We start from the raw sequence: 24,161 nt of genomic DNA, 5'->3' as shown, positions 1-24,161 counted from the left end.
GATCAGTACTTTTCCGCACGCACCCTCTCAGGCAGGACGGGGGTCTTGGCTATGTGGGGGATCACATGCGGGGAGACGGCGTGAAGGTTCTCGGGATAACACTTTTTCTCAGCCGCCGAGCGCCGGGGTGGCGGCCGCCGGCACGGTCAGGGCCTCCAGCCGCTTGATCCGCTGCCGTACGACGTACAGCGGGATCACCCCGAGCACTCCGAAGGCCATGTCGATCACCGACCACCAGAAGGGGATGTGGCGGATCGGTCCGCAGATGAGGGCAAGCGGGATGATCCCCGCGCAGGCGATCATCCCGAACTCGACGACCCAGATGTTGCGGACCGGGTCGCGGTAGGGCCCGTAGAAGGCGACCGCGATCACCAGGTGCGCGAAGGCCAGCCAGTCCGTGCCGTAGAGGAGGAAGGGGTACTCGGCGTCGGCCTCGTCGAGCCCGGCCCGGACCCGCTCGATCCAGTCGGTCAGACCCGGCAGGTACTCGCCCGCGGACAGCGCGTGCAGCAGATCCTCGGTCCAGCGCAATTCGTGGACCAGGGGAAAGGCCGTGGCGCCGCTGAGCACCAGGCAGACGACGAAGAAGACCAGCCACGCACGGATGCCCTTCACCAGGGCGGCTCTGTCGCTCATGGCGGCACTCTACGCCCGTATTGAACATGTTCAAAAATAGGTCTGCGCACACGCGAACGGCCCCGGGCGAGGTACACCCCGCCCGGGGCCGCGCAACGAGATCCGGCGCCTACGCGTCCAGCGACGTCATCACGTGCTTGATGCGCGTGTAGTCGTCGAAGCCGTACCCCGACAGGTCCTTGCCGTAGCCGGACTTCTTGAAGCCGCCGTGCGGCATCTCGGCGACCAGCGGGATGTGCGTGTTGATCCAGACGCAGCCGAAGTCGAGCTTCTTGGACATCCGCATGGCGCGGCCGTGGTCCTTGGTCCACACGGAGGAGGCGAGCGCGTACTCGACGCCGTTGGCCCACTCCACCGCCTGGTCCTCGTCGCGGAAGGACTGGACGGTGATGACCGGGCCGAAGACCTCCTTCTGGATGATCTCGTCGTCCTGCTTGAGGCCCGAGACGACGGTCGGCGCATAGAAGTAGCCCTTGTCGCCGACCCGCTTGCCGCCGGCCTCCACGCGCGCGTGCGCGGGCAGCCGCTCGATGAAGCCCTCGACCTGCTTGAGCTGGTTGGGGTTGTTGAGCGGACCGAACAGCACGTCCTCGTCGTCCGGCTGCCCGGTCTTCGTCTCGGCGGCGGCCTTCGACAGCGCGGAGACGAAATCGTCGTGGATGGACTCGTGGACCAGGACGCGCGTGGCGGCCGTGCAGTCCTGGCCGGCGTTGAAGTAGCCCGCGACCGAGATGTCCTCGACGGCCTTGGCGATGTCGGTGTCCTCGAAGACCACGACCGGCGCCTTGCCGCCCAGCTCCAGGTGGACGCGCTTGACGTCCTTGGCCGCGGACTCGGCGACCTGCATGCCGGCCCGTACGGAACCGGTGATGGAGGCCATCGCCGGGATCTCGTGCTCGACCATCATGCGGCCCGTCTCGCGGTCGCCGCAGATGACGTTGAAGACGCCCTTCGGCAGGATCCCGCCGAGGATCTCCGCGATCAGCACCGTGGACGCCGGGGTGGTGTCGGACGGCTTCAGCACGACCGTGTTGCCCGCCGCGATCGCCGGGGCGAACTTCCACACGGCCATCATCATCGGGTAGTTCCACGGCGCGACCTGCGCGCAGACCCCGACCGGCTCGCGGCGCACGATGGAGGTCAGGCCCTCCATGTACTCACCGGCCGAGCGGCCCTCGAGCATCCGCGCCGCGCCCGCGAAGAAGCGGATCTGGTCGACCATCGGCGGGATCTCCTCGGAGCGGGTCAGCCCGACCGGCTTGCCCGTGTTCTCCACCTCGGCCGCGATCAGCTCCTCGGCGCGCTCCTCGAAGGCGTCCGCGATCTTCAGCAGGGCCTTCTGGCGCTCGGCGGGCGTGGTGTCGCGCCAGCCGGGGAAGGCCTCGGCGGCCGCCGCCATCGCGGCGTCCACGTCCGCCTGCCCGGACAGCGGAGCGGTCGCGTACGCCTCGCCCGTCGCGGGATTGACCACCTCGGTGGTCCGTCCGTCGGCGGCGTCCCGGAACTCACCGCCGATGTAGTTGCGCAGACGACGCAGCTCGGTGCTCACTGCCGGCCCTCCAGTTCGGATGTCCAGTACTTGAGACACCCACCCTAGTCGGCCGACCCACGTTTTCAACACCCCCGCTCCCTTCGATCGTGCGGAATCCGCAGGAGTCGGCTACTGAAACAACGGATTTCATCGATCGAGGCTTGCGGAAGTGTCGAGACCTCGTGCACAGTGACCTCGTGGCCAGTCGAAGCGCAGACCAGAAGGGCTCGCGGGAGCACCGCGAGCCCTCCCGCGAGTCCAGGAACGGCAGCTCGCCGCAGCTGGACGCCGTCTCCCTCGCCATCATCGAGCAGCTCCAGGAGGACGGCCGCCGGCCGTACGCCGCCATCGGCAAGGCCGTCGGCCTGTCCGAGGCGGCCGTGCGCCAGCGCGTCCAGAAGCTGCTCGACCAGGGCGTGATGCAGATCGTCGCCGTCACGGACCCGCTCACCGTGGGCTACCGCAGACAGGCGATGGTCGGCGTAAACGTCGAGGGCGACGTGGAGTCGGTCGCGGACGCGCTGACGGCCATGTCCGAGTGCGAGTACGTGGTGATGACCGCGGGCTCCTTCGACCTGATGGTGGAGATCGTCTGCGAGGACGACGACCACCTCCTGGAGGTCATCAACAAACGCATCCGGGCCGTCCCCGGAGTGCGCTCCACCGAGAGCTTCGTCTACCTCAAGCTCAAGAAGCAGACCTACATGTGGGGAACCCGATAACCGTGAGGACCCGATAGCCGTGAGCAAGGACCTCTCCCAGACCGCGTACGACCACCTGTGGATGCACTTCACGCGCATGTCGTCGTACGAGAAGTCCCCCGTCCCCACCATCGTCCGGGGCGAGGGCACGTACATCTACGACGACCAGGGCAAGCGCTACCTCGACGGTCTCGCCGGCCTGTTCGTGGTGCAGGCCGGGCACGGCCGGGTCGAACTCGCCGAGACCGCCTCCAAGCAGGCGCAGGAGCTGGCGTTCTTCCCCATCTGGTCCTACGCCCACCCCAAGGCCGTCGAGCTGGCCGAGCGCCTCGCGCACCACGCCCCGGGCGACCTGAACAAGGTCTTCTTCACCACCGGCGGCGGTGAGGCGGTCGAGACCGCCTGGAAGCTCGCCAAGCAGTACTTCAAGCTGGTCGGCAAGCCCACCAAGCACAAGGTCATCTCCCGCGCGGTCGCCTACCACGGCACGCCGCAGGGTGCCCTGTCCATCACCGGTCTGCCCGCTCTGAAGGCGCCGTTCGAGCCCCTGGTGCCGGGCGCCCACAAGGTCCCGAACACCAACATCTACCGGGCGCCGATCCACGGTGACGACCCCGAGGCCTTCGGCCGCTGGGCCGCCGACCAGATCGAGCAGCAGATCCTCTTCGAGGGCCCGGACACGGTCGCCGCGGTCTTCCTCGAGCCGGTGCAGAACGCGGGCGGCTGCTTCCCGCCCCCGCCCGGCTACTTCCGGCGCGTGCGCGAGATCTGCGACCAGTACGACGTGCTGCTCGTGTCCGACGAGGTCATCTGCGCCTTCGGCCGCCTGGGCACGTACTTCGCCTGCGACAAGTTCGACTACGTCCCGGACATGATCACCTGCGCCAAGGGCATGACCTCCGGCTACTCCCCCATAGGCGCGTGCATCGTCTCCGACCGCCTCGCCGAGCCGTTCTACAAGGGCGACAACACCTTCCTGCACGGCTACACCTTCGGCGGCCACCCGGTCTCCGCGGCCGTGGGCCTGGCCAACCTCGACCTGTTCGAGCGCGAGAACCTCAACCAGCACGTCCTGGACAACGAGGGCAACTTCCGCGCCACCCTGGAGAAGCTCCACGACCTGCCGATCGTCGGCGACGTCCGCGGCAACGGCTTCTTCTACGGCATCGAGCTGGTCAAGGACAAGGCGACCAAGGAGTCCTTCGACGCGGACGAGACCGAGCGCGTCCTGTACGGCTTCCTCTCCAAGAAGCTGTACGACAACGGCCTGTACTGCCGCGCCGACGACCGCGGCGACCCGGTCGTCCAGCTCGCCCCGCCGCTGATCTCCGACCAGTCGACGTTCGACGAGATCGAGCAGATCCTGCGCGCCACCCTCTCGGAGGCGTGGACCAAGCTCTGACCGACCGTCGCTCCGATCGTCTGTTTGGATGATCAACACCGGCCCCGGTGCCCCCCGTTCGAGTGAGAAACGGCGCCCCGGGGCCGCGTGCTGTCCGGCGTCCCGCCGCGCTCTGCCTAGCGTGCCCAGTGACCGATCGGCCCTGCCTTCGTTCCCCCGCACGGGGGATGGCACGGGAACTACGGATCTGAACCGAGGTGTACGCCCATGGAGGCCCCGCCGGACAACGACGTGCTCTGGGCACGCGCCCTGCACTTCCAGCACGACGACGGCTCCCCCGCGCTCAGCGGTGTCTCGCTCGGCGTCCGGGAGAGCGAGATCCTCGCCGTCAGCGGCCCGCGCGGCAGCGGCAAGACGACCCTGCTGCGGTGCCTGTCCGGCCTGGTGCCCGTCCGGCGCGGCGAGGTCTGGTTCAACAGCATGCCCGTGCACACCATGGGCCACCTCACTCGCGAGCGGCTGCGCCGCGACCGCTTCGGCTGGATCGACCCGGCCCCCTCGCTGGTCCCGGAGCTCAACGCCTGGGAGAACGCCGCCCTGCCGCTGATGCTGCGCGGCACCAGCAGGCGCCGCGCCAAGAAGGCGGCCCTGGAGTGGCTGGAGCGCCTGGACATCGGCGACAGCGCCCGCAAACGTCCGCACCAGCTGGTGCAGGCCGAGCGACAGCGGGTGTGCATCGCCCGTGCCCTCGCCCCCGCGCCGTCGGTGCTGTTCGCCGACGAGCCCACGGCGCCCCTGCACCGCGCCGACCGCGCCCATGCGCTGCGCACCCTCACCACGGCGGCCCGCTCCCACGGCATCACGGTCGTCCTGGCCACGCACGACGCGGAGACGGCGGCGCTCGCCGACCGCACGGTGTCCCTGCTCGACGGGCGGCGCGTGCAGACGGTGCACCTGCCGCCGGTCGCCGGGCCCACCGAGACGGAAGGCCGGGCCGCGTGCTCGCTCTCCGTCTGACCCGCGGCTCCCACCCCGCCGTCCAGCTGCGCCGCCTCCTGGTCGCGGCGGCCTCGGCCGGGACGGGTTTCCTGTTGCTCTGCGCCCTGGGATACGCGCTGGGCCACCCCGGCGCCACCGGCGCCGCCCTGCTGCGCCTGGCCTGGTGCGTGGCTCCGCTGACGGCCACGGTGTACTTCGCGATCGCGGTGGCCCGCACCGACCCCGGTACGAAGCCCCGCCCCGGCCTCTCCGCGATCGGCCTCGGCCCGCTGCGCCTGATGGCCGTCTCGGCGACGACGACGGCCCTGTCCTGCACCCTGGGCTCGATGCTGGCCCTGCTGTTCTTCCTGCACCTGCGCGGCGACCTGACGGGCATGCCCTTCGACGGCGCGGCCGCCGAGTCCCTCGCGGCGGACCGGCCGCTGCCGCTGCCGGGAGCCCTGATGTTGCTCTCGATCGTGCCCGCAGCCGCGTCGGTGGCGGTGGCGCTGGCGCTGCGGCCGAGGGAGGCGGGGCCGGCCCCGTCCCGGGCGGCCGGGGCGTACGGCCGTTTCGGCGCGTACCGGAGCACGAGCACACACGAGACCTTCGGGGCGTACGGCCGATTCGGCCGCCAGATCGTCCGCCCCACGGACAGTCGTGCCACCGGGCCCGCCGAACCCAGCGAGCCGGCCGGGCACAACGGCGGGCCGCCGTCCGGGCGTACGGGCACGTCCGTCCCGGCGGCGGCCACGGGCTCGGCCGCCCGGGGCGCCGCGGGAACGGTGAGCACGGTCGAGGACCCCGCCGAGCCGTCCAACCCTCGGACGGCGGCACCGGACGCCATGAGCGTCGTGATCCCGGCCGGGAGCGCCGCGCACGCGGCCGGGGACACCGCGACACCCGACACCGCGGTGTCCGAAGCGGCCCTGCCGGACACCGCTCTGTCCGGCAACTCCCCCACCGCCGCCCCCTCCGGTCTCCCCTGGGGCATCACCGTCCTGGCCGCGGGCCTCGCCGTGGAGACCTACACGAGCCGCACCGCCCCCACGCCCCCCGACCTCACCTTCTCCGGCGCCTCCCCCGGCGTCCTGGCGGGCTGGGCGCTGGCCGCCGTCGGCCTGGCCATGGCCGGTCCGGGCCTGACCCATCTGTGCGGACGGCTGCTCCAGTCGGCCCGCCCCGGCGCCCTCCGGCTCCTGGCCGGCCGGATCCTCATGGCGGAGGCCGCCCGGATCGGCCACCCCCTGGGCGTGCTCTGCGCCGTGCTGGCGGCCGCGTACGCCATGGCGCTGCTGCACGCCCCGGACGGGCTGTCGCTCGGTCCGCTCACCACGCTCGGCGTGCTGCTGGTGACCGGCTGCACCGTGGGGACGCTCCTCATGGCCGCCGTCGAGGCCCGCCAGGCCCGCGCCGACACCACCGCCGCGCTGCTGCGCCTCGGCGCCCCCGCGACGATGCTGCGAAGCGCCGCCGCCCTCCGCGCGGGCGCGCTGCTCGCCCTGTTCGGCCCGCTCACCCTGACGGTCGCCGAGCTGGCGGCGCTGCCGCTGGCCCGCTGAAGCCCGCTGAAAAACTCGTACGAAAAAATCTCCGTACGGCGATGAGTTCCGCACAGGCCCCCGGTCTATCCCCACGTAACGGCACGGACTTGATGGGAGAGACCCCGCATGTACCAGCAGATGATCTTCGTGAACCTGTGTGTCAGCGACCTCGACGCCTCGAAGAAGTTCTTCACGGAGCTCGGCTACTCGATCAACGAGCAGTTCAGCGACGACAGCACCGCCTCGGTCGTGATCAGCGAGACCATCGTGGTCATGGTGCACACCAAGGAGAAGTACGCCCAGTTCACCAAGAAGGAGATCGCGGACGCGAAGAAGACCAGCGAGGTGCTGATCGCGCTGAGCTCCGAGAGCCGCGAGAAGGTCGACGAGCTGGTCGAGAAGGCGGTCGCGGCGGGCGGTTCCGTCTCCGGTGAGACCCAGGACCACGGGTTCATGTACGGCCGCGCCTTCGACGACCCGGACGGCCACACCTTCGAGGTCGTGTGGATGGACCCGTCGGCAGTCGAGGGCTGAGACATGGCTGTGCCAGCATGGGCGGGTGCAGACGATGCCCGCCCATGCGGCCCACCACGACGACCGTGAGATCGAGACGCTCGAGGAGTTCGACGCGACCGTCTCGGCGCGCGGCACGCTCGCCGGTCACCGCGTCCAGGCCGTCGACCTGACGGACCGTACGCGCGAACTGCTCACCACGGACACCGCGGGCGCGGTCTTCCTCGGCTGCGCGATGCGCGAGGAGGCCGCCGCGAAGGTCCGCGCGGACGGCGCCCTGGTCTTCCCGCCGGTCCCCGACCTGCCCTTCGACCCGTACCGCGGCCACGTCTACTCCCCGGACGAGCTCTTCGAGTCGCTGGCGGACGGCTACGAGGCCACACCCGACGCCCAGGCGTACGCCTGGTTCCAGCGCACGAAGGCGGACCGGGACATCTACGCCTCCATGCTGCGCGCGGTCCACGACGACTCGGTCTCGGACGCACTCGACGAACTCCTGTCCGGCGCCCGGGTCGTGGGCGTGATGGGCGGCCACGCGATGGCCCGTGGCACTCAGGAGTACGCGGGGGCGGCACGGCTCGGCCGGGAGCTGGCCCGCGCCGGTTTCACGGTCGCCACGGGCGGCGGCCCGGGCGCGATGGAGGCCGCGAACCTCGGCGCGTACGCCGCCCCGTTCGGCGAGGAGATGCTCACCGAGTCGCTCGAACTGCTCGCCAAGGCACCGCGCTTCACGCCGTCGATCACCCAATGGGCGACGGCCGCCTTCGAGATACGCACGCGCTGGCCGCAGGGCGGGCGTTCCGTCGGCATCCCGACCTGGTTCTACGGCCACGAGCCGCCGAACGCCTTCGCGTCGCACATCGCCAAGTACTTCGCCAACGCCACCCGCGAGGACGGCCTGCTGGCCCGGTCCGACGCGGGCGTGGTGTTCCTGCCCGGCGCCGCCGGCACCGTACAGGAGATCTTCGACAACGCGACGCCCAACTACTACGAGTCGCGGGGCGAGCCGACGCCCATGGTGCTCGTGAACCGGGCGCACTGGACCGAGAAGCTGCCGACGTGGCCGCTGCTCCGGTCGCTGGCCAGCGGCCGTTCGATGGAGGCGCGGATCGCCCTGGTGGAGCGGATCGAGGAGGCACCGGAGGCGTTGAAACGTCTCGGCGGTTAATAAGCTGGCAAAGCAAGTGCTTGCAACCTGCATATGCGTTGACACTACTTATGCGGCGCTTATAGACCTGTGAGCCTCACGGTAGTGCTGATGTCCAGTCAACACTGCCTCCACCCCCCGCATTTGCGCATCCTGTAAAGGACAAACGTGGCAGTTCTGTCCGTATCACGCCGTACGGCATCCCGCCGTACCGTCGCACGTTCCCTGCGGATCCTCGGTGTCGCCTCCGCATCGGCCGCGCTCGCGCTCGGTACCGCCGGCAACGCGCTCGCCTGCAACATCAACGAGTTCTCGGCCGAGGCGAAGTGCGATGGTGACAAGGGCGTCATCACCGTCACCGACGTGGACCCCGCCGGCATCCCGGCGACCGTCACCGTGTACCTCGAGAACAACGGCGCCGACCAGAAGAAGGTCGGCGAGCAGGTGGTCAAGGGCTCGCGCGAGGGCACCACCATCACCTTCACTGAGGACTGGAAGCCGAACGCGGAGTACCGCATCCACGTCAAGGCCACTCCGTACGTCGACGAGGACATCAAGCCGAACCTCGTCACCCCGGCCACGGCCTGCAAGAAGGAAGAGGAGAAGCCGCCGGCGACCGAGCCGGCCACGCCGACCCCGTCGGCCTCCCCGTCGAAGCCGGCCGAGGAGACCGACACCCCGGCCGACACCCCGGCTCCGGCGCCGTCGGAGAGCGAGAGCACGACGCCGGCGGGCAACGCGCCCGCGCCGGCGGCCGGTGACTCCAACCTCGCCGAGACCGGTGCCGACTCCAACACCGGCATCATCGCCGGCATCGCGGCGGCCCTGGTCGTCGTCGGTGGGGGCGCGGTGTTCTTCGGCATGCGCCGTCGTGGGGCGAGCAACAGCGACAGCTGACGCCCGCGCATCAACGCCCGGTGGTGGCCCCTCCCCTTCGCGGGGGCGGGCCATCGCCTGTTCCCGCCCTAGCCGAAGGTCGCCCGCTCCAGCCAGAACTCCAGCAGTTCCCGCTCGCCCAGCACCTCCACCTCAGGGGCGTCCAGCGGCAGCCGACGGTAGAAGGCGAGCAGGACGGGGGTGAGCGGACCGCGCAGGGCGACGGTGGCCTTCTCGTGGCCGCGGCGCCAGGCGACACCGTCCTCGGTGAGCTCGATGAGCCACTCGGCGTTCAGATGCGGCCCGGTGTCGGTGGCGTGCAGGTGGATGCTGCGGCCCGGACCACGCAGTTCCCGCGCCGCGTCGTGCGGTGCCGTCCGCTGGACGAACTCGACGATCTGGAGCCATTCGTCGATCGCGTCGGCTGCCACGTCGGGCGCGACCTCGTAGGGCAGTCCGGCGGCGAGCGTGGCGTCCGCGCGGTGCACGGTGATCTCGTGCGTCATCCGGCGGGCCCAGAACCCGGAGTTGAGGATCCCCGCCCAGCTCCACACCTTGGTGTCCGGCCCGGCCTCCCGCAGCGCTGCGACGACCTGCTCGCCGCTCTCCGCCAGCCATGCGTCCAGTACGGCGGCGTCACCCCGGCGCCCGGGTCCGGCGAGGCCCGGCACCCGCTCCTCGGGCACCTCCTCCTCGGCCCGGGTCCGCACGATGAACTCCACCCAGCGCAGGGCGCCGCCCGTGTGCCTGACCAGGTCCTCCAGCGACCAGTCCGGGCACGTCGGCACGGTGCCGGACAGATCGGCGCCGGACATCACCACGGACCTCAACAGAGCGACCTGGTGGGCGATTTCGTCGCAGTAGCGTTCGTGTGCGAGTAACGTCATGCCCCGCACCCTAGGCGGCAGCCGATCAGTCGAGCACCACGATTTCTCCCGCGTCGAACTCCACCCCGACCTCGTCCCCGGTCTCCGGTGCCGCCCGCAGCGCGCACGCCGCCTCCAGGCGCGGGGCGTCCTCCGGCTGGAGGTGGACGGCGACATGGGTGCCCTTGAAGGTGCGCGCGGTCACCGTGCAGCGCAGGCCCGTGCCGGCGGGCACCAGGCGCACACCGGCGGGCCGCACGAGCAGGGTCCGCGTGCCCTGCGGGGCGTCCTCCGGCACCGGCACCTTGCCCCACGGCGTGTCCGCGGCCTCCGCGCCGACCGTCGCCTCGACGACGTTCTCGAAGCCGAGGAAGCGGGCCACGAACGCGTCGGCCGGCCGCTGCCACACCTCAAGAGGCGTACCGGACTGGGCGATCCGCCCGTCCCGCATCACCACGACCCGGTCGGCCAGCGCGAAGGCCTCCCCCTGGTCGTGCGTCACGGCGAGCACGGTCGTGCCCAACCGGCCGAAGAGTTCCTTAAGTTCGACGACCAGGCGCTCCCTGAGCGACCGGTCGAGCTGCCCCAGAGGCTCGTCCAGCATCAGCAGCCGGGGGCTCGGCGCCAGGGCCCGGGCCAGCGCCACCCGCTGCTGCTCCCCGCCGGACAGCGCCGCGACGGCCCGGCGGGACGCGCCCGGCAGGCCGACCAGGTCCAGCAACTCCTGTACGCGCTCGGCCTGTTGCCGCTTCGACGCCCCGTGCATACGCAGTCCGAAGGCGACGTTGCCGCCCACGTCCCGCTGCGGGAACAGCTGATGGTCCTGGAACATCAGCCCGACTCCGCGTCGGTGCGCGGGCACGCCCGCCTGGTCGCGCCCGTCGAGCGACACCCGCCCGGAGTCGAGCGGTTGCAGCCCCGCCACCGCCCGCAGCAGCGTCGACTTGCCGCTGCCACTGGGCCCGAGCACGCACACGACCTCGTGCTCGGCGACCTCCAGATCGACGGCGTCCAGCACGGCACGCCCGCCGAAACGGACCGTCGCGCCTTCCAGAGCCAGCAGCATCAGAACTCCCCGGTCCGGTCGGTGCGAAGCCTCTCCAGCACCAGCAGGGCCACGGCGCACACCACCATCAGAATCGTCGAAAGGGCCATCGCCTGACCGTAGTTGAGCTCCCCGGGCCGCCCCAGCAGCCGCGCCACGGCCACCGGCAGCGTCGGGTTGTCGGGCCGCGCGATGAACACCGTCGCCCCGAACTCCCCGAGCGACACCGCGAAGGCGAACCCGGCCGCGATCAGCAGCGCCCGCCGCACCATCGGCAGGTCCACCTCACGCCACACCCGCCAGGGCGAGGCCCCCAGCACCGAGGCCGCCTCGCGCAGCCGCACGTCCACCGCCCGCAGCACGGGCAGCATCGTCCGCACGACGAACGGCACACCGACCAGCGCCTGCGCGAGCGGCACCAGGATCCATGACGACCTCAGATCCAGCGGCGGCTCGTCCAGAGCGATCAGGAAACCGAAGCCCACGGTCACCGCGGACACCCCGAGCGGCAGCATCAGCAGCGCGTCGAAGCCGCGCACGAACCGCCCGGCGTCCCGGCGGGTGAGCGCGACGGAGGCGAGGCCGCCGATCACCACGGCGATGAGGGTGGCGGCGACGGCGTACGACAGGGAGTTGCCGATCGCCTCGATCGGCGCCACCAGGAACACGCCGCCGTCGTCCCTGGTCAGGGCCCGGTAGTAGCCGAAGCCGGGCGCGTCCAGGGACCGCTCCACCAGCACCGCGAGCGGCAGCAGGAGCAGCACGACGACGGTGACGAGCACCCCGCCCAGCAGCGCCCACTGCCCGGTGCCGCGCGGCCGGCGCGCGGTCACGGACGGGTCCACCAGCCGCAGCGCGGTCTCCCGCCGCCGTACGGTCCAGGCGTGCAGGGCGAGGATCGCGCCCACCGCGACGAACTGGATCAACGTCAGCACGGCCGCCGTGGACAGGTCGAAGATCTCCGACGTCTGCCGGTAGATCTCCACCTCCAGGGTCGAGAAGGTGGGCCCGCCGAGGATCTGGACGACACCGAAGGAGGTGAAGGTGAACAGGAAGACCATGAGCGCGGCGGCGGCCACGGCGGGCGCGAGCGCGGGCAGTGTGACCTTCCGCCAGGCCCTCAGCGGCGACGCCCCGAGCATCCGCGCGGCCTCCTCCTGCCGCGGGTCGAGCTGCGCCCAGAGCCCGCCGACGGTCCGTACGACGACCGCGTAGTTGAAGAAGACGTGCGCGAGCAGGATCGCCCACACGGTGGTGTCCAGCCGCAGCCCCCACAGCTCGTCCAGCAGCCCGCCCCGCCCGACCAGCGCCAGGAACGCCGTACCGACGACGACCGTCGGCAGCACGAACGGCACGGTCACGACCGCCCGCAGGACCTGCTTGCCGCGGAAGTCGAAGCGCGCGAAGACATACGCGCCGGGCAGCGCGATCAGCAGGGTGAGCACCGTCGAGACGATCGCCTGCCAGGTGGTGAACCACAGGACGTGCCGGACGTCGGACTGCGCCAGCACCTCCCCGATCCGCCCGAACTGCCAGACCCCGTCGACCTCCAGACCGCGCGCGACGATCGCGGCGACGGGGTAGGCGAAGAAGACCGCGAAGAACGCGACGGGCACGGCCATGAGCCCGAGCCGCGCCGCGCTCCCGCGCCGGTCCCTGCGGACGGCTGCTCCGGTTGGTCCCGTTACTTCAGTACGAGCGAAGTCCACGACTTGACCCACTGGTCACGGCGGTCGGCGATCTTCGCCGGGTCCATGGTCTCCGGGTCCTTCGCCTGCGGCCCGTACTTCACGAACTCCGGCGGCACCTGGGCGCCCTCGCGCACCGGGTACACGTACATGTTGAGCGGCATGTCCTCCTGGAACCGCTCGCTGATCAGGAAGTCGAGGAACGCCTTGCCGCCCTTGGTGTTCTTCGCGTTGCTCAGCAGCCCGGCGTACTCGACCTGCCGGAAGCAGGTGCCCTGCGCGACCCCGGTCGGCGCCGCGGCGGGCTTCGGGTCGGTGTAGACGACCTCGACGGGCGGCGAGGAGGCGTACGACACGACGAGCGGCCGGTCCCCCTTGGCCTTCTTCCCGCCGGCCGAGCCGGAGAACTCCTCGTTGTAGGCCTGCTCCCAGCCGTCGACGACCTTCACGCCGTTGGCCTTGAGCTTCTTCCAGTACCCCTCCCAGCCCCCGTCGCCGTACTTAGCGGCGGTGCCGAGCAGGAAGCCCAGGCCGGGCGAGGAGGTGGAGGCGTTCTCGGTGACGAGGAGGTTCTTGTACTGGGGCTTGACCAGGTCGTCGAAGCTGCGCGGCGGGTCGATCTTGTGGTCGGCGAAGTACTTCTTGTCGTAGTTGACGCAGATGTCGCCGGTGTCGACGGGCGTGACCCGGTGCTTGTCCTGGTCGGCCCGGTACTCCGGCGCGATCCGGTCCGAGCCCTTCGCCTCGTACGGCTGGAACAGGCCGTTGTCGAGGGCGCGGGACAGCAGCGTGTTGTCGACGCCGAAGAAGACGTCGCCCTGCGGGTTGTCCTTGGTCAGGATGGCCTTGTTCACGGCCTGCCCGGCGTCGCCGTCCTCGAGGACGTTCACCTTGTAGCCGGACTGCTTCTCGAACGCCGCGATGACGCCCTTCGAGGCGGCCCACGAGTTGTGGCTGACGAGGGTCACGGTCTTGGAGTCGCCGGACCCCTGGCCGCCGTCGGACGACCCGCACGCGGCGAGCGTGCCGGCCATGCCGAACCCGACGGCCACCGCCGTCAGCCGCTTGATGTTGTTGCTCACTGGATTCCTCCTGGAGGACCAGGAGAAGACGCGGCCCTGCCCGGGATCCCTGGGATTCCCGGGCAGGGCGCAACAGCTCGAGTGATGACCGATCTCCCTACCCAGAATGACCTGGGCCAGGTTCGGAGGGTCTGCGGCCGTGTGCCGCACTCTCAGCGCTGTGGCGCTCCCCTGTCGGAATATGAAGGTGTCGGAAAATACGGTTGTGCCTACGCCGGTCAGACTACCGTTCGGTCGCCGCGAGCTGACCACACGCCCCGTCGATCTCCTGACCACGGGTGTCCCGGATCGTCACCGGCACACCGTGCGCGGCGATGGCCTCCACGAACGCCTTCTCGTCCTCCGGCCGGGAAGCCGTCCACTTCGACCCGGGCGTCGGATTGAGCGGGATCAGGTTCACGTGCACGGGCCTGCCCTTGAGCATCCGCCCGAGCCGGTCACCGCGCCAGGCCTGATCGTTGATGTCCCGGATCAGCGCGTACTCGATGGACAGCCGGCGTCCGGACTTGGCGCTGTACTCGAAGCCGGCGTCCAGCACCTCCCGGACCTTCCACCGCGTGTTCACGGGCACGAGGGTGTCGCGCAGCTCGTCGTCGGGGGCGTGCAGCGAGATCGCGAGGCGGCACTTGAGGCCCTCGTCGGCGAACCGGTGGATGGCCGGGACGAGACCGACCGTCGAGACGGTGATCCCGCGCTGCGACAGCCCCAGCCCGTCGGGCTCGGGGTCGGTGAGCCGCCGGATGGAGCCGAGGACCCGGTTGTAGTTGGCGAGCGGCTCGCCCATGCCCATGAACACGATGTTGCTGAGCCGCGCCGGCCCGCCCGGCACGTCACCGTCCCTGAGCGCCCGCATACCGTCCACGATCTGGTGCACGATCTCGGCGGTGGACAGATTCCGGTCGAGCCCCGCCTGCCCGGTCGCACAGAACGGGCAGTTCATCCCGCACCCGGCCTGCGAGCTGATGCACATGGTCACCCGGTCCGGGTAGCGCATCAGCACGGACTCGACGAGCGTCCCGTCGAACAGCCGCCACAGCGTCTTGCGCGTGGTGCCCTGGTCGGTCGACAGGTGCCGCACGACGGTCATCAGCTCGGGGAGCAACGCCTCCTGGAGCCGGCCGCGCGAGCCGGCCGGAATATCGGTCCACTGCTCCGGATCGTGCGCGTACCGCGCGAAGTAGTGCTGCGAGAGCTGCTTGGCACGAAACGGCTTCTCCCCGACAGCGACCACGGCCTCCTTGCGCTCGGCAGGAGTGAGGTCGGCGAGATGCCGCGGCGGCTTCTTGGCTCCGCGGGGGGCGACGAAAGTGAGTTCTCCGGGTGCAGGCATAACCCATCCAGTGTGGCAGATCAACTGCGGGAGCCCAGGCCGGAGCGGGGTGGGGGTGGTCACCCGTGAGTGCTCTCTGTCATCGTTGATCGGCCTTGCACGGCCCAGGGACGGCCCGAGGGCGCGTGCTCAGGAGATCGAGTGAGGGGCACCCCTTCTGCATGGGGTCTGTCTCACCTTGATCCGGCTGTGTCGCGTTGTTGATCAGTGCGTGTGGACCAGCTGTGGACCAGCTCTGGCCTGTGGGACAGCCCTGCTTGCAGGTAGTCCGCTCCTGACGCGGAACCATCACGTTGACGATTCAGACGGGGGCCATGCTCCATAGTTCTCTTGAGCAACCTGACGCCTGGCTGGTTATGCCGCGGTCTCGGTGATGAGGACGGCGGCGGTGACCGGGCCCGGCGTGTCAGTGGTGGCTGCGTCGGCTACGGCGACCCGGACGGCGCGAGCGACTTCCAGTGGATGGTGTCCGGGGGCGACCGCGAGCTGGACCTCGATGTGGCGGCTGGGCGGATCAACATCGTGCTTCACCCTGATCGGGCGGCTTCCCAGCACGTCTGTGAGGCGGGCGACTCCCGGAACGGCCGCCGCGACGTCGGCCAGTTTCCCGGTGAGGCCTGGCGTGGGTCCTGTTCCGGTCGCCGGAGGCGAGTTTCGCCCGGCTGCGGCTTCCGGCTGGGGCTTCATGGTCCTCCTTGCGGTCGGCGACCTGATGGCTGTCTCCGGGCCTTCATGGAGATCCGTGACACGCAAGTCGGTCGTCCCGACGGCCAGGCCGAGCCTTTCAGTGGCCGCGTTGAGCAGTGCGTTCCTCAGCTGTTCGGCGGTGTGAGGCAGTGGCTGCCTGAGGGAGGCCGTGAAGGCTGCCTCCATCCTGAGCGGGCCGGGCGGTAGCGCGCTGGCCGGCGGACGGACGGCCGGCTCGGACACGGGCTCGAACGGTGCCGACCCAATGCGCAAGGTCTCCACCCGGACACCGGGAATCTCAGCGGCCGCCCGCCCGAGGGCCCGGACGGCTGCTTGCTCGGTGATCCATGTCCCGTCGTCGGGCCCGCCGAGCGGGAGCAGTCGGCCCAGGTCGAGCTGGTGCCGTACTGGCGGCGTCCACGCCTCGATCACCGGCTTCTCACCCTCTCTCTTCCATGGCCGCGGTTCTCTTCCTGCCGCACTGCACCCGGAGTGTCCGCGAGGTCCCCGGGTGGGGACGCTCGGGCCACGTGTTGGGCCATCCGTCACGATCTACACTTAGGGCAAAAGGTACTAATGAAATATAATCAGAACAAACGGTGCCTGAGGGTTTCTTGAGGGAGGGATATCCCGATGACTGAGAACGCCGGCGTAAGGCACGGTGGTGCGCCCGGTTCCCGCGGCCGGACGGTCATCGCCGATGTGGTGGTGGAGAAGATCGCAGGAATGGCGGCACGGGACGTACGCGGCGTCTATGCCCTGGGCAGCGGATTCGCGCGCTCGATGGGCTCCGTGCGGGAGAGGATGCCCGGCGCCGGTAGTGGCAAGTCCGTCACACGCGGGGTCAGCGTCGAGGTCGGCGAGCTGCAGGCGGCCATCGATCTGGAGATCGTCGTCGACTACGGCGTCTCGATCACGGACGTGGCCGGTGCGGTGCGGGAGAACGTGATCTCTGCAGTGGAACGGCTGGCGGGCCGGGAAGTCGTGGAAGTCAACATCATGGTCAGCGACGTGAAGCTCCCCGACGAGGAGGACGAAGGGGAAGAGCGGCAGCGGATCCAGTAGCCGGGGCGGAGCAGCCCGCTTGAGTTAAGGAGCGCGTGATGAGCAGGGCAGTGGTGGGCTTGATTGCGGGAATGGCGCTGGGTTTCGCCGCCTATTTCGGTAACTTCTGGGCTTTCCTGCTGGTGCTCGGTCTGGGCGTCGTCGGTCTCGTGGTCGGGCGGTTGGTGGAAGGTGATCTCGAACCGGGCGACTTCGTCCGCCGCCGAGACCGGCAGGAACGGATCCGCGATGACCGGCGACGGGCTCGGGGAGACTGGCGGCAGTGACCGGTGAAGCCGACCGGCGCCCGGGTATCCCGCGCGGGGAGCGCGGTGCGATCGTCGTCGCCGACCGGGTCGTGGCGAAGATCGCTTCCCAGGTGGCGGGCGAAGTGCTGAGCCGGTTCACCGAGTCGGTCGGCCACGTACCGTCCGGCCACCGGACGCCACGCGTGAACACTTCCGTGCGGCGGGCACCAGAGCGGAATACCGCCGGAGGAGGCGACGAGTCCGCCGCCGGACAGCAGACGGTTATCGGCGAGGTACGGATGCGCATCACCGTCGAGCTCGGCTATCCCTCCGACATCGGGGCGCAGTGCGCCGCAGTACGCCGGGAGGTGACCGAACGGCTCGGGACATGGCTCGGCATGGACGTGTCCGACCTCGCGGTGTCGGTCGAGCGGCTGCACTCGGTGCATGCGCGGCACACGAACCAGGAGAGGGTGAGATGAGCGCGAACACCTGGCGGCAGCCGACCGGTGACAGCGACCTTTCCTCTGATCCCGGACAGGCGACTCCGTCCGCCGATGGCACCCCCGAGGCGGGCGCGGGCTCGACGGCAGCGCGCCGTTTCTGGTCCGCGCGGCGGCTCCCTGCGGCCTTGGTGGCCCTGCTGGCCGTCGGGGGAATCGGATTGCTCCTGTACGACGTGGTCTCGGTTCGGGCAGGCCGGTCTGCGATGAGCTGGCGGCGACGGCTCGCCGAGGAATTGGCGACACGGCCACTGGATGACACCTGGATGATCGTCGGGGCCGCCGTGGCGATGGCCCTCGGCCTGTGGCTCTTCCTGCTGGCGGTGACGCCGGGACTGCGCAGGCTGCTGCCCATGCGTCAGCCCACCGGTATCCCCGGGGCAGAGGAGGTCCACGGGGGGCTCGACCGCCGCGCGGTCGCCCTGGTTCTGCGCGACCGAGCCAGGCAGGTGGCCGGTGTCCAGTCGGCTCGGGTAGCTGTCGGCCGCCGGAAGGTCAAAGCCCGGGCGTGGGCACATTTCCGCGATCTCAAGGAGGTTCGCTCGGATCTGGACGCCACGCTGAGTGAAGCCGTGACGTCCTTGGGCCTCGTCCGGCAACCCACGCTGACCGTGCACGTCCGGCGGCCGAAGAAGGGCTGAGGTGACTCCGATGCTCAAGACAGTGAACCGGGTGCTGCTGGGACTGCTCGGCCTCGCAGTGTTCGCGCTGGGCGGCGGTGTGCTGCTGGGCGGGCTGGATCTGCACCGCCACTGGGGTTTCGGCATGCCGGGCTGGTGGCCCTTCCGCGGGCCGGACGATGTAGTGCTGGGCACCGAGGGACGAACCCGGTGGCGGGAAGAAGGGTGGTGGTGGCCGACCGTGATCGCGGTGCTCGCCGTGCTGCTGGCCCTGCTGCTGTGGTGGCTCCTCGCACAGCGCAGACACCGCCTGGGCGAGGTCCTCGTCGCCAGCGAAGACGGCGCGGCAGCCCGACTCAACGGCCGCACGCTGGAGGACGTGATCGAGGAAGAGGCACAGGCCCTGGACGGGGTCTCGCGGGCTCAGGTACGGCTGACGGGCCGACGTACTGCTCCGACAGCACGCGTGCGGCTGCTGTTGGAGCCTCACGCGGATCCAACGCGGACTCTGGAGCAGCTGAGCCGGGAAACGCTCGCACACGCACGAGACTCGGCCGGCCTGGACCGTCTCCCGTCGAAGGTCCGACTCCGCGAAGCCCGCCACCGCGCCGACCGTGTCGCCTGACTACGGGCCAAGGTCATTCACCGCGACCGAACGGCGTGCGGCGGCAGGACGCCGTCACGAAGGGACTCGGCGCAGAATCTCCGTCCGCCGAGCGGCGACGCGGTTCCGGCCCACGCCGGGGCAGCTGAACCACTGACACGATGGAATGGTGGAGGTTTCGTGTCTCATATCGGATCATGGCCTGCCTCCTGAGCTGTCGATCCGGGCCGGGGCGAAGCCGCCCTCTGCGGGCAGCCACAGTCTGCTGAACCTCATGGCCCGTTCCGAACGTGGTAGTCGGCAGGCATGCCGATGGAGGCTTCTGGTGCCGCTGACCGTTCATCCCGGTTCGGGCCGCTGCGCCGCGTGATCAGCCGTTCTCCAGTCGGGCGCGGATGGCGGCGGAGCAGGGCTGTCGAGCTATGGTCGCGTTCGCTGGGCTTCGCGGCACTGGGGTTCCTCACGCTCGTGCCGCTGCTGATCATCGTCTCCTCTGCCGATCCCGAGCACGGGCGGGGGTTCGCACAGTGGCTGGGAGAAGGGCTCGGTGTGTCGAGGGCCTCCAGGCGGCAGGTCGAGCAGTTGTTCACCCCGCCCGGCCAGGCCCTGCGCACCACGACTGTGTTCGGCATCGTCGCCCTTGCCGTGTTCGGCCTGACCTTCGGGGCGGCGGTGCAGACCGGCTACGAGAAGGTCTGGGGCCTGCCGCCAGCCCGCTGGTGGGCCAGGTGGCGGCATGTGGTGTGGCTCGGTGTCCTCACCGGATACCTCTACGTCGCCGCTAGCACCACGCTGCTGCGCGGACCTCTGGCAGGTGGGGCCGTCGCGTCGGTGAGTGCCGTCCTGTTCCTGTGGTGGTCCCAGCGCCTGCTGCTCGGTGGGAGGGTCCGCTGGCGTGCCCTGCTGCCCGGCGCCGTGGCCACCATGATCGGGCTGCTCGGCCTGAGGGGCTTCTCCAGGCTCGTCTTCTCGCCGTTGATCGCGTCCAACGCCGTCACCTACGGGCCCGTCGGAACCGTCCTGGTCATCCAGTCCTGGCTGGTCGGTGTGGGCGTCGTCGTCTTCGGCGGGGCACTGGTCGGCCGACTGCTGTACGAGGAACTGCCCCGCATGGCACACGCACTGAAACGGCGCAGGTGACACGTATCTGGGTCATACCCAAACAGGAGGGGCGCCCCACAAGGGACGCCCCTACGAGTCGATTTGCTGCCTACTCGTCGTCGTGCTCGCCGATCGCTTCGAGAGCCTGCTGGATCTGCTGGTTGGCCCGCGCTTGGTTGCGATGAATGGCCTTGGCGTAGAACCGGAACAGGACAGCGATGCTGTGACCCGCCCGCCGCGCGACCTCGGCCGGGGAGACGCCTGACTCAAGCCAGAGCGAGACGCCTGCGTGACGCAGGGAGTACGGCACGTCAGCCAGCGGCGAGGCTGCCTCGGAATTCGTCAGCACTGCCAGCCGGGCCGCCTTCCATATCTTCCGTACTCCTTAGACAGGAGTTGGCCGCCCTGGGCCGCGCGAAACAGTCGGCCGTCTTTGGCAGTGTCGAACTCATCGATGTGCTCGCGGATCAGGCGTACGAGAGCAGGCGGAATCGGCACCGGCCGGGTCGCCTTGCGGGCCCGCTTCTTCAGGCCGCGCGTATCGAATGACTCGCCCGTGTCGGTCCATCCGGAGCCGACTCGGGGCATGCTCGTGGAGAGCAGGACTTCACCCCAGCCCTCTTCGGGAAGGGTGAAGTCATCCACACGCAGACTGGCCGCCTCACCAGGACGGTTGGCCGCATAGTAGAGGCAGCCGAAGAACGCCTTCAGGTGTCGTCCGCGTTCACCCTGCTCGCCGACAGCGTCGATCTGCGCCTTCGCCAGCTTGGGGCCGGGGACGAACCGGAAGTCGATCTCGTCGTCGGTCTCAGGCGGGGTCCAGTCGACCTTGTCGAGAGGCAGGGACGTCAACAACTCCCGTTCCACCGCGAACCGCAGGCAGCTGCTGAAGACCGTCCGCTTGCGATTGACCGTGTTCTCGGCAGCGGCCGTGCCGTCCTGCTTCAGCTTCAGCGCGTCGAGTGCCGTGCGCACGACCGAGGGTGTGTTGAGGTCGGTGACGTCCACGGACTTCCGGCTGATCCAACCCAGTGCGGCCACGATGTCGGCGGGCGGTTCCTCGACGTCGAGGCGGGGCCTCAGCGTCCCGTCCTCGCCGAGAACGAACCGGTAGACCCACGAGTAGAGCGCGATCCGGAGAACCTTGGGAGGCGGAGCCCCACGGTTGTCCTTGACCAGCTTCGGCGTGATGGTGGCCAGCGTGTCAGCGATGCTTGCCCGGTGCTTGGCCGAGGCACCAGGCCACTTCATCTCGGCGTACGCGCGCGTGTGATCTTACCAGATGGTGGATTTGAGCGCCTGCACCTCCGAGGCGGGCAGACCGGTCTCCGTGTCGAACTGCTCGCGGTTGCGTAGGGCAGTCAGCAGTTCCGAACGGCGACCCATCGGCCTGAGCCTTCATCTTGTTGCTCTTGGAGAAACGGGGGACTTTGCCAGAGTCTTCCGCCTTATCCGCAATCATTGCAAAGGGGACGGGAAGGGGTCAGAGTCGGGAGGGGGCAGGAGGCAACCATGACCGTCCTCGCGATGCTTCTTCTCATCATTGGGGTGATGTTGGTCCTGATTGGGGCGATGTTGATCCTGGTCGGGACGGTCCTGATTGTCATTGGGGCGATGTTGATCGTCATGGGAATTGCTCTGATCGCGCTTGCAGCCTTCTTGCTCATCCGAAGAGTGCTGAGGCGGCGACGGTAGAAATGGCCAGGCTGAGGCGGTGACGGCCGGAACCAACTGCCCGGACCAGGGGTAGTGTCATTGCGGGCGGAAGTGTCCGGCCCTGTACGGGCGGTGTGGGTTGCCGGCTCGTGCGTACGTCGGCGGCTACAGGATGACGGCACGCACTGGCCGATGATCACCACCGTCAACGATCGAGGAGATGGGTTCCCGAGCGGCCCAGGGAACCGTCTTGAAAACCGTCGTGGCAGCGATGTCACCGTGGGTTCAAATCCCACCGCCTCCGCTTGGTGAGCAGTGAGAACGGCCCCCGACCTGGTAGTTGGTCGGGGGCCGTCGCCGTGTGCTCGTGCCTGTGACTGCCTCGTGTTCCCCGTGGCTTCCCGTCGTATCGGGCACGGAAGGGGCAGGGTCCTACCGCATCCCCGGCTGTCAGTGCTGCATGGCACTGTGCCGCCATGACGACAACGACAGAGCTCACCCTCTTCGCCGACTACTTCCAGATACACGTATCCGATGCGGATTCGGACGGTGATCTGAGCGACGCGTGGACCGACCAGGCCGTTGCCGATCACCTCGCGGTTGCACAGGATGCGCTGGGCATCGGCACGGCTGTCAATGTCAACGTATCCGTCACTGTTGTCGTGCTGCCTCAGGAGCCGAGTGATGACAGCTTGGAGTTCGATCACGTGGTTGAGGCCAGCCTCGATGTGTCGTTGGGTCGCCTGACCGTTCTGGGCTGCACGGATTACGCCCCCGATGCGGCTACGTTCGAGGTCCCGCCAGGCTGGAACCGCGTCCGCGTGGCCCGGAGCAACTTGGCTCGAGCAGCTCAGGCCGACATCGACTCTGCCGAGAGCCCCGAAACCACTGAGAAGATCCGTATCCAGGTGTGGCCAGCCCCGGAATCTCCCGCAAAGATCATCAAGCGCTGGTCGCAGCCCCGCGATGAGCTCGACGCATAGGTCGGCGGACTCTTCGATGCCTGGCTCGTGTTCCCGTCCTTCGAGCCGCACTTTCACCCCGTCCGCTACCCATCACCCTCCCCAGCTCCCATCCCGTCTGCCGTCGACCCACACACCGTGGAGCGGGCGTGGTCCCTGGCGTCCAGGTGGAGCGCGCCACTGTACGAACGACCTGGACGCCAGGGGCCGCGTCTGCTCGGCTCTGCCTGGGTCGATGGCAGGTGGGATGGGAGCTCCCCGCGCACGCCACTACTCCGGCCGGCACTCGCGAACGGCGCCCCCTCCATCTCGGAGCCTGAGCGCCCCCGCCGGAGGCATGCTTTGAGCGTTGCCGCGCTCGCGGATCTCGACTCATGGCCCGGCCTGTTTCACGTGGGCGCGCGTCGGCGCAGCCCGGGCGGAGCGGGCCGAAGGCAGGAGCGGCGCCCGGAGCGGAGCCGGGAAGCGCGCCCGGCGGAGCGGAGCGCAGCCGGGGCTTGATGAGGTAGAGAAACTCGATGAGGTAGAGAAACTCGTAACAGCTCGGGCGTGGCCGGTCGGGTAGGTTCCGGGGCCCAGGCCGGAGCGGGGTGGGGGCGGTCACCTGGGGGTGCCGTCTGTCAGCACATGTCATAGGCAGTCTGCTGGGCACAGTAATCTCGGGCCATGCCCGAGACATCGGTGGCGCACTTCTACGACGACCTGGCTGACGACTACCACCTGATCTATTCAGACTGGGACGCGAGCATCCGTCGGCAGGGGGGCGCCCTGGACGCCCTGATCGGTCAAGATCGTGCGGCGGTCCTCGACTGTTCCTGCGGCATCGGCACGCAGGCCATCGGTCTGGCGTTGCGCGGGCACCGGGTCACCGGGACCGACCTCAGCCCTCGCGCCGCCGCCCGCGCCGCGCGTGAGGCCGCCCGCCGGGGCCTGAGCCTGCGCACGGCCGCTGCCGACATGCGACGCCTCCCGTTTCCTGATGGCCGGTTCGACACAGTCGTCTGCGCCGACAACTCACTGCCGCACCTACTGACTGAGCAGGATGTGTACGCCGCCCTGGCAGAAATGCGCCGCGTGCTGCGTCCCGAGGGCCTGCTGCTGGTCAGCACACGCCACTACGACGACCTGCTGCGCGACCGCCCGGCTTCGACGCCTCCTCAAGTCCACAGGAACGTCGACTACGCCGAGGGCGAAGAACGGACCGTCACCTTCCAGCTCTGGCACTGGCACGACGACGGCGAGCACTACGACCTGGAGCACTTCCAACTTCTTCCGGAAGGCGGCGAATGGCGGGTCCAGGTCCGCCGTACCACCTACTGGGCACTCGGCGGGGACCGGCTGGCCGGCCTCGCAGCCGAGGCCGGGTTTGTCGATCCCGAGTGGCGGATGCCGCAGGTGACGGGCTTCTTCCAGCCGCTGCTCGTGGCCCGCGCCGGTGAGTGGGTGTCGTGAACTCT

At 69.6% G+C, this 24,161-nt stretch carries 26 protein-coding genes, 1 tRNA gene and 1 riboswitch; of the genes, 17 read left to right on the top strand and 10 right to left on the bottom strand.

Annotated features, from left to right (window positions below):
- Positions 1-108 precede the first annotated feature (108 nt).
- A complete protein-coding gene (locus CP976_RS31150; protein WP_150483295.1) occupies positions 109-636 on the bottom strand; it encodes a hypothetical protein in 528 nt (175 codons plus the stop codon).
- Between the two features lie 109 nt (positions 637-745).
- Positions 746-2,185, bottom strand: a complete 1,440-nt coding sequence (locus CP976_RS31145) for a gamma-aminobutyraldehyde dehydrogenase (RefSeq protein ID WP_086854000.1) — start codon at positions 2,183-2,185, stop codon at positions 746-748.
- A gap of 164 nt (positions 2,186-2,349) precedes the next feature.
- Here CP976_RS31145 and CP976_RS31140 point away from each other — a divergent pair, with 164 nt between their 5' ends.
- The 7 genes from CP976_RS31140 to CP976_RS31110 all read left to right on the top strand — a co-directional run bounded on the left by CP976_RS31140 (position 2,350) and on the right by CP976_RS31110 (position 9,289).
- A complete protein-coding gene (locus CP976_RS31140; RefSeq protein ID WP_150483294.1) occupies positions 2,350-2,889 on the top strand; it encodes an Lrp/AsnC family transcriptional regulator in 540 nt (179 codons plus the stop codon).
- Between the two features lie 19 nt (positions 2,890-2,908).
- Positions 2,909-4,270: an aspartate aminotransferase family protein gene (locus CP976_RS31135; RefSeq protein WP_268250155.1), complete on the top strand. Its 1,362-nt coding sequence runs from the start codon at positions 2,909-2,911 to the stop codon at positions 4,268-4,270.
- A 207-nt stretch (positions 4,271-4,477) separates the two neighbouring features.
- Positions 4,478-5,227 carry an ABC transporter ATP-binding protein gene (locus CP976_RS31130; RefSeq protein WP_150483292.1) on the top strand — a complete coding sequence of 250 codons (750 nt, stop codon included), beginning with the start codon at positions 4,478-4,480 and terminating at the stop codon, positions 5,225-5,227.
- Positions 5,209-6,750 (top strand): hypothetical protein, encoded by a 1,542-nt coding sequence (locus tag CP976_RS31125; protein ID WP_150483291.1) that lies wholly within the window; start codon positions 5,209-5,211, stop codon positions 6,748-6,750. Before CP976_RS31130 ends, CP976_RS31125 begins: the two co-directional genes overlap by 19 nt.
- Before the next feature lie 108 nt (positions 6,751-6,858).
- On the top strand, positions 6,859-7,266 hold the full coding sequence (locus CP976_RS31120) for a VOC family protein (RefSeq protein WP_086843153.1): 408 nt from the start codon (positions 6,859-6,861) through the stop codon (positions 7,264-7,266).
- Between the two features lie 25 nt (positions 7,267-7,291).
- The gene (locus CP976_RS31115; protein WP_150483290.1) at positions 7,292-8,413 is read left to right on the top strand and encodes an LOG family protein; all 1,122 of its coding nucleotides are present in this window, start codon (positions 7,292-7,294) and stop codon (positions 8,411-8,413) included.
- Between the two features lie 147 nt (positions 8,414-8,560).
- Positions 8,561-9,289, top strand: coding sequence for an LAETG motif-containing sortase-dependent surface protein (locus tag CP976_RS31110; protein WP_150483289.1), 729 nt, complete (start codon positions 8,561-8,563; stop codon positions 9,287-9,289).
- A 68-nt stretch (positions 9,290-9,357) separates the two neighbouring features.
- On the opposite strand, the gene CP976_RS31105 is transcribed toward CP976_RS31110, so the two are convergent.
- The 6 genes from CP976_RS31105 to CP976_RS31080 form a co-directional block, all read right to left on the bottom strand.
- The gene (locus CP976_RS31105) at positions 9,358-10,155 is read right to left on the bottom strand and encodes a maleylpyruvate isomerase family mycothiol-dependent enzyme (protein WP_150483288.1); all 798 of its coding nucleotides are present in this window, start codon (positions 10,153-10,155) and stop codon (positions 9,358-9,360) included.
- Between the two features lie 25 nt (positions 10,156-10,180).
- Positions 10,181-11,200, bottom strand: a complete 1,020-nt coding sequence (locus tag CP976_RS31100) for an ABC transporter ATP-binding protein (RefSeq protein ID WP_150483287.1) — start codon at positions 11,198-11,200, stop codon at positions 10,181-10,183.
- Positions 11,200-12,888, bottom strand: a complete 1,689-nt coding sequence (locus CP976_RS31095; protein ID WP_167537455.1) for an ABC transporter permease — start codon at positions 12,886-12,888, stop codon at positions 11,200-11,202. The genes CP976_RS31100 and CP976_RS31095 overlap by 1 nt, the downstream gene beginning before the upstream one ends.
- Positions 12,864-13,901, bottom strand: coding sequence for a thiamine ABC transporter substrate-binding protein (locus tag CP976_RS31090; RefSeq protein WP_167537586.1), 1,038 nt, complete (start codon positions 13,899-13,901; stop codon positions 12,864-12,866). The genes CP976_RS31095 and CP976_RS31090 overlap by 25 nt, the downstream gene beginning before the upstream one ends.
- 124 nt (positions 13,902-14,025) lie before the next feature.
- A riboswitch (TPP riboswitch) is annotated at positions 14,026-14,132 on the bottom strand.
- Between the two features lie 40 nt (positions 14,133-14,172).
- The gene (rlmN, locus tag CP976_RS31085; protein ID WP_150483284.1) at positions 14,173-15,279 is read right to left on the bottom strand and encodes a dual-specificity RNA methyltransferase RlmN; all 1,107 of its coding nucleotides are present in this window, start codon (positions 15,277-15,279) and stop codon (positions 14,173-14,175) included.
- A gap of 354 nt (positions 15,280-15,633) precedes the next feature.
- Positions 15,634-16,398: a hypothetical protein gene (locus CP976_RS31080; RefSeq protein ID WP_150483283.1), complete on the bottom strand. Its 765-nt coding sequence runs from the start codon at positions 16,396-16,398 to the stop codon at positions 15,634-15,636.
- A gap of 201 nt (positions 16,399-16,599) precedes the next feature.
- Between CP976_RS31080 and CP976_RS31075 the strand changes: the two genes are divergently transcribed.
- The 6 genes from CP976_RS31075 (at position 16,600) to CP976_RS31050 (ending at position 20,125) form a co-directional block, all read left to right on the top strand.
- Positions 16,600-17,031 carry an Asp23/Gls24 family envelope stress response protein gene (locus tag CP976_RS31075; RefSeq protein WP_150483282.1) on the top strand — a complete coding sequence of 144 codons (432 nt, stop codon included), beginning with the start codon at positions 16,600-16,602 and terminating at the stop codon, positions 17,029-17,031.
- A 38-nt stretch (positions 17,032-17,069) separates the two neighbouring features.
- Complete coding sequence (locus tag CP976_RS31070) at positions 17,070-17,297, top strand: hypothetical protein (protein WP_150483281.1); 228 nt, start codon at positions 17,070-17,072, stop codon at positions 17,295-17,297.
- Positions 17,294-17,740 carry an Asp23/Gls24 family envelope stress response protein gene (locus CP976_RS31065; protein ID WP_150483280.1) on the top strand — a complete coding sequence of 149 codons (447 nt, stop codon included), beginning with the start codon at positions 17,294-17,296 and terminating at the stop codon, positions 17,738-17,740. The genes CP976_RS31070 and CP976_RS31065 overlap by 4 nt, the downstream gene beginning before the upstream one ends.
- Positions 17,737-18,402, top strand: a complete 666-nt coding sequence (locus tag CP976_RS31060; protein ID WP_150483279.1) for a DUF6286 domain-containing protein — start codon at positions 17,737-17,739, stop codon at positions 18,400-18,402. The genes CP976_RS31065 and CP976_RS31060 overlap by 4 nt, the downstream gene beginning before the upstream one ends.
- Positions 18,403-18,412: 10 nt before the next feature.
- Positions 18,413-19,006 (top strand): alkaline shock response membrane anchor protein AmaP, encoded by a 594-nt coding sequence (gene amaP / locus CP976_RS31055; RefSeq protein ID WP_150483278.1) that lies wholly within the window; start codon positions 18,413-18,415, stop codon positions 19,004-19,006.
- A 285-nt stretch (positions 19,007-19,291) separates the two neighbouring features.
- Complete coding sequence (locus tag CP976_RS31050) at positions 19,292-20,125, top strand: YhjD/YihY/BrkB family envelope integrity protein (RefSeq protein WP_150483277.1); 834 nt, start codon at positions 19,292-19,294, stop codon at positions 20,123-20,125.
- A 70-nt stretch (positions 20,126-20,195) separates the two neighbouring features.
- Here CP976_RS31050 and CP976_RS43900 read toward each other — a convergent pair whose 3' ends face one another.
- Both CP976_RS43900 and CP976_RS43895 read right to left on the bottom strand, forming a co-directional pair.
- Positions 20,196-20,435 (bottom strand): site-specific integrase, encoded by a 240-nt coding sequence (locus CP976_RS43900; protein ID WP_229876150.1) that lies wholly within the window; start codon positions 20,433-20,435, stop codon positions 20,196-20,198.
- The gene (locus tag CP976_RS43895; RefSeq protein WP_229876152.1) at positions 20,429-21,094 is read right to left on the bottom strand and encodes a site-specific integrase; all 666 of its coding nucleotides are present in this window, start codon (positions 21,092-21,094) and stop codon (positions 20,429-20,431) included. Before CP976_RS43895 ends, CP976_RS43900 begins: the two co-directional genes overlap by 7 nt.
- A gap of 504 nt (positions 21,095-21,598) precedes the next feature.
- Here CP976_RS43895 and CP976_RS31040 point away from each other — a divergent pair.
- The 4 genes from CP976_RS31040 to CP976_RS31025 all read left to right on the top strand — a co-directional run bounded on the left by CP976_RS31040 (position 21,599) and on the right by CP976_RS31025 (position 24,156).
- Positions 21,599-21,781 (top strand): hypothetical protein, encoded by a 183-nt coding sequence (locus tag CP976_RS31040; RefSeq protein ID WP_150483276.1) that lies wholly within the window; start codon positions 21,599-21,601, stop codon positions 21,779-21,781.
- Positions 21,782-21,958: 177 nt separating this feature from the next.
- A tRNA-Ser gene (locus tag CP976_RS31035) sits at positions 21,959-22,046 on the top strand.
- A 172-nt stretch (positions 22,047-22,218) separates the two neighbouring features.
- A complete protein-coding gene (locus CP976_RS31030; RefSeq protein ID WP_150483275.1) occupies positions 22,219-22,725 on the top strand; it encodes a hypothetical protein in 507 nt (168 codons plus the stop codon).
- 645 nt (positions 22,726-23,370) lie between these two features.
- On the top strand, positions 23,371-24,156 hold the full coding sequence (locus tag CP976_RS31025) for a class I SAM-dependent methyltransferase (RefSeq protein WP_150483274.1): 786 nt from the start codon (positions 23,371-23,373) through the stop codon (positions 24,154-24,156).
- Positions 24,157-24,161 lie beyond the last annotated feature (5 nt).

Source organism: Streptomyces coeruleorubidus, assembly GCF_008705135.1.
Lineage (GTDB): Bacteria > Actinomycetota > Actinomycetes > Streptomycetales > Streptomycetaceae > Streptomyces > Streptomyces coeruleofuscus.
The sequence above is the reverse complement of the archived record's forward strand: the minus strand, read 5'-3'. Positions and strand labels throughout refer to the sequence as shown.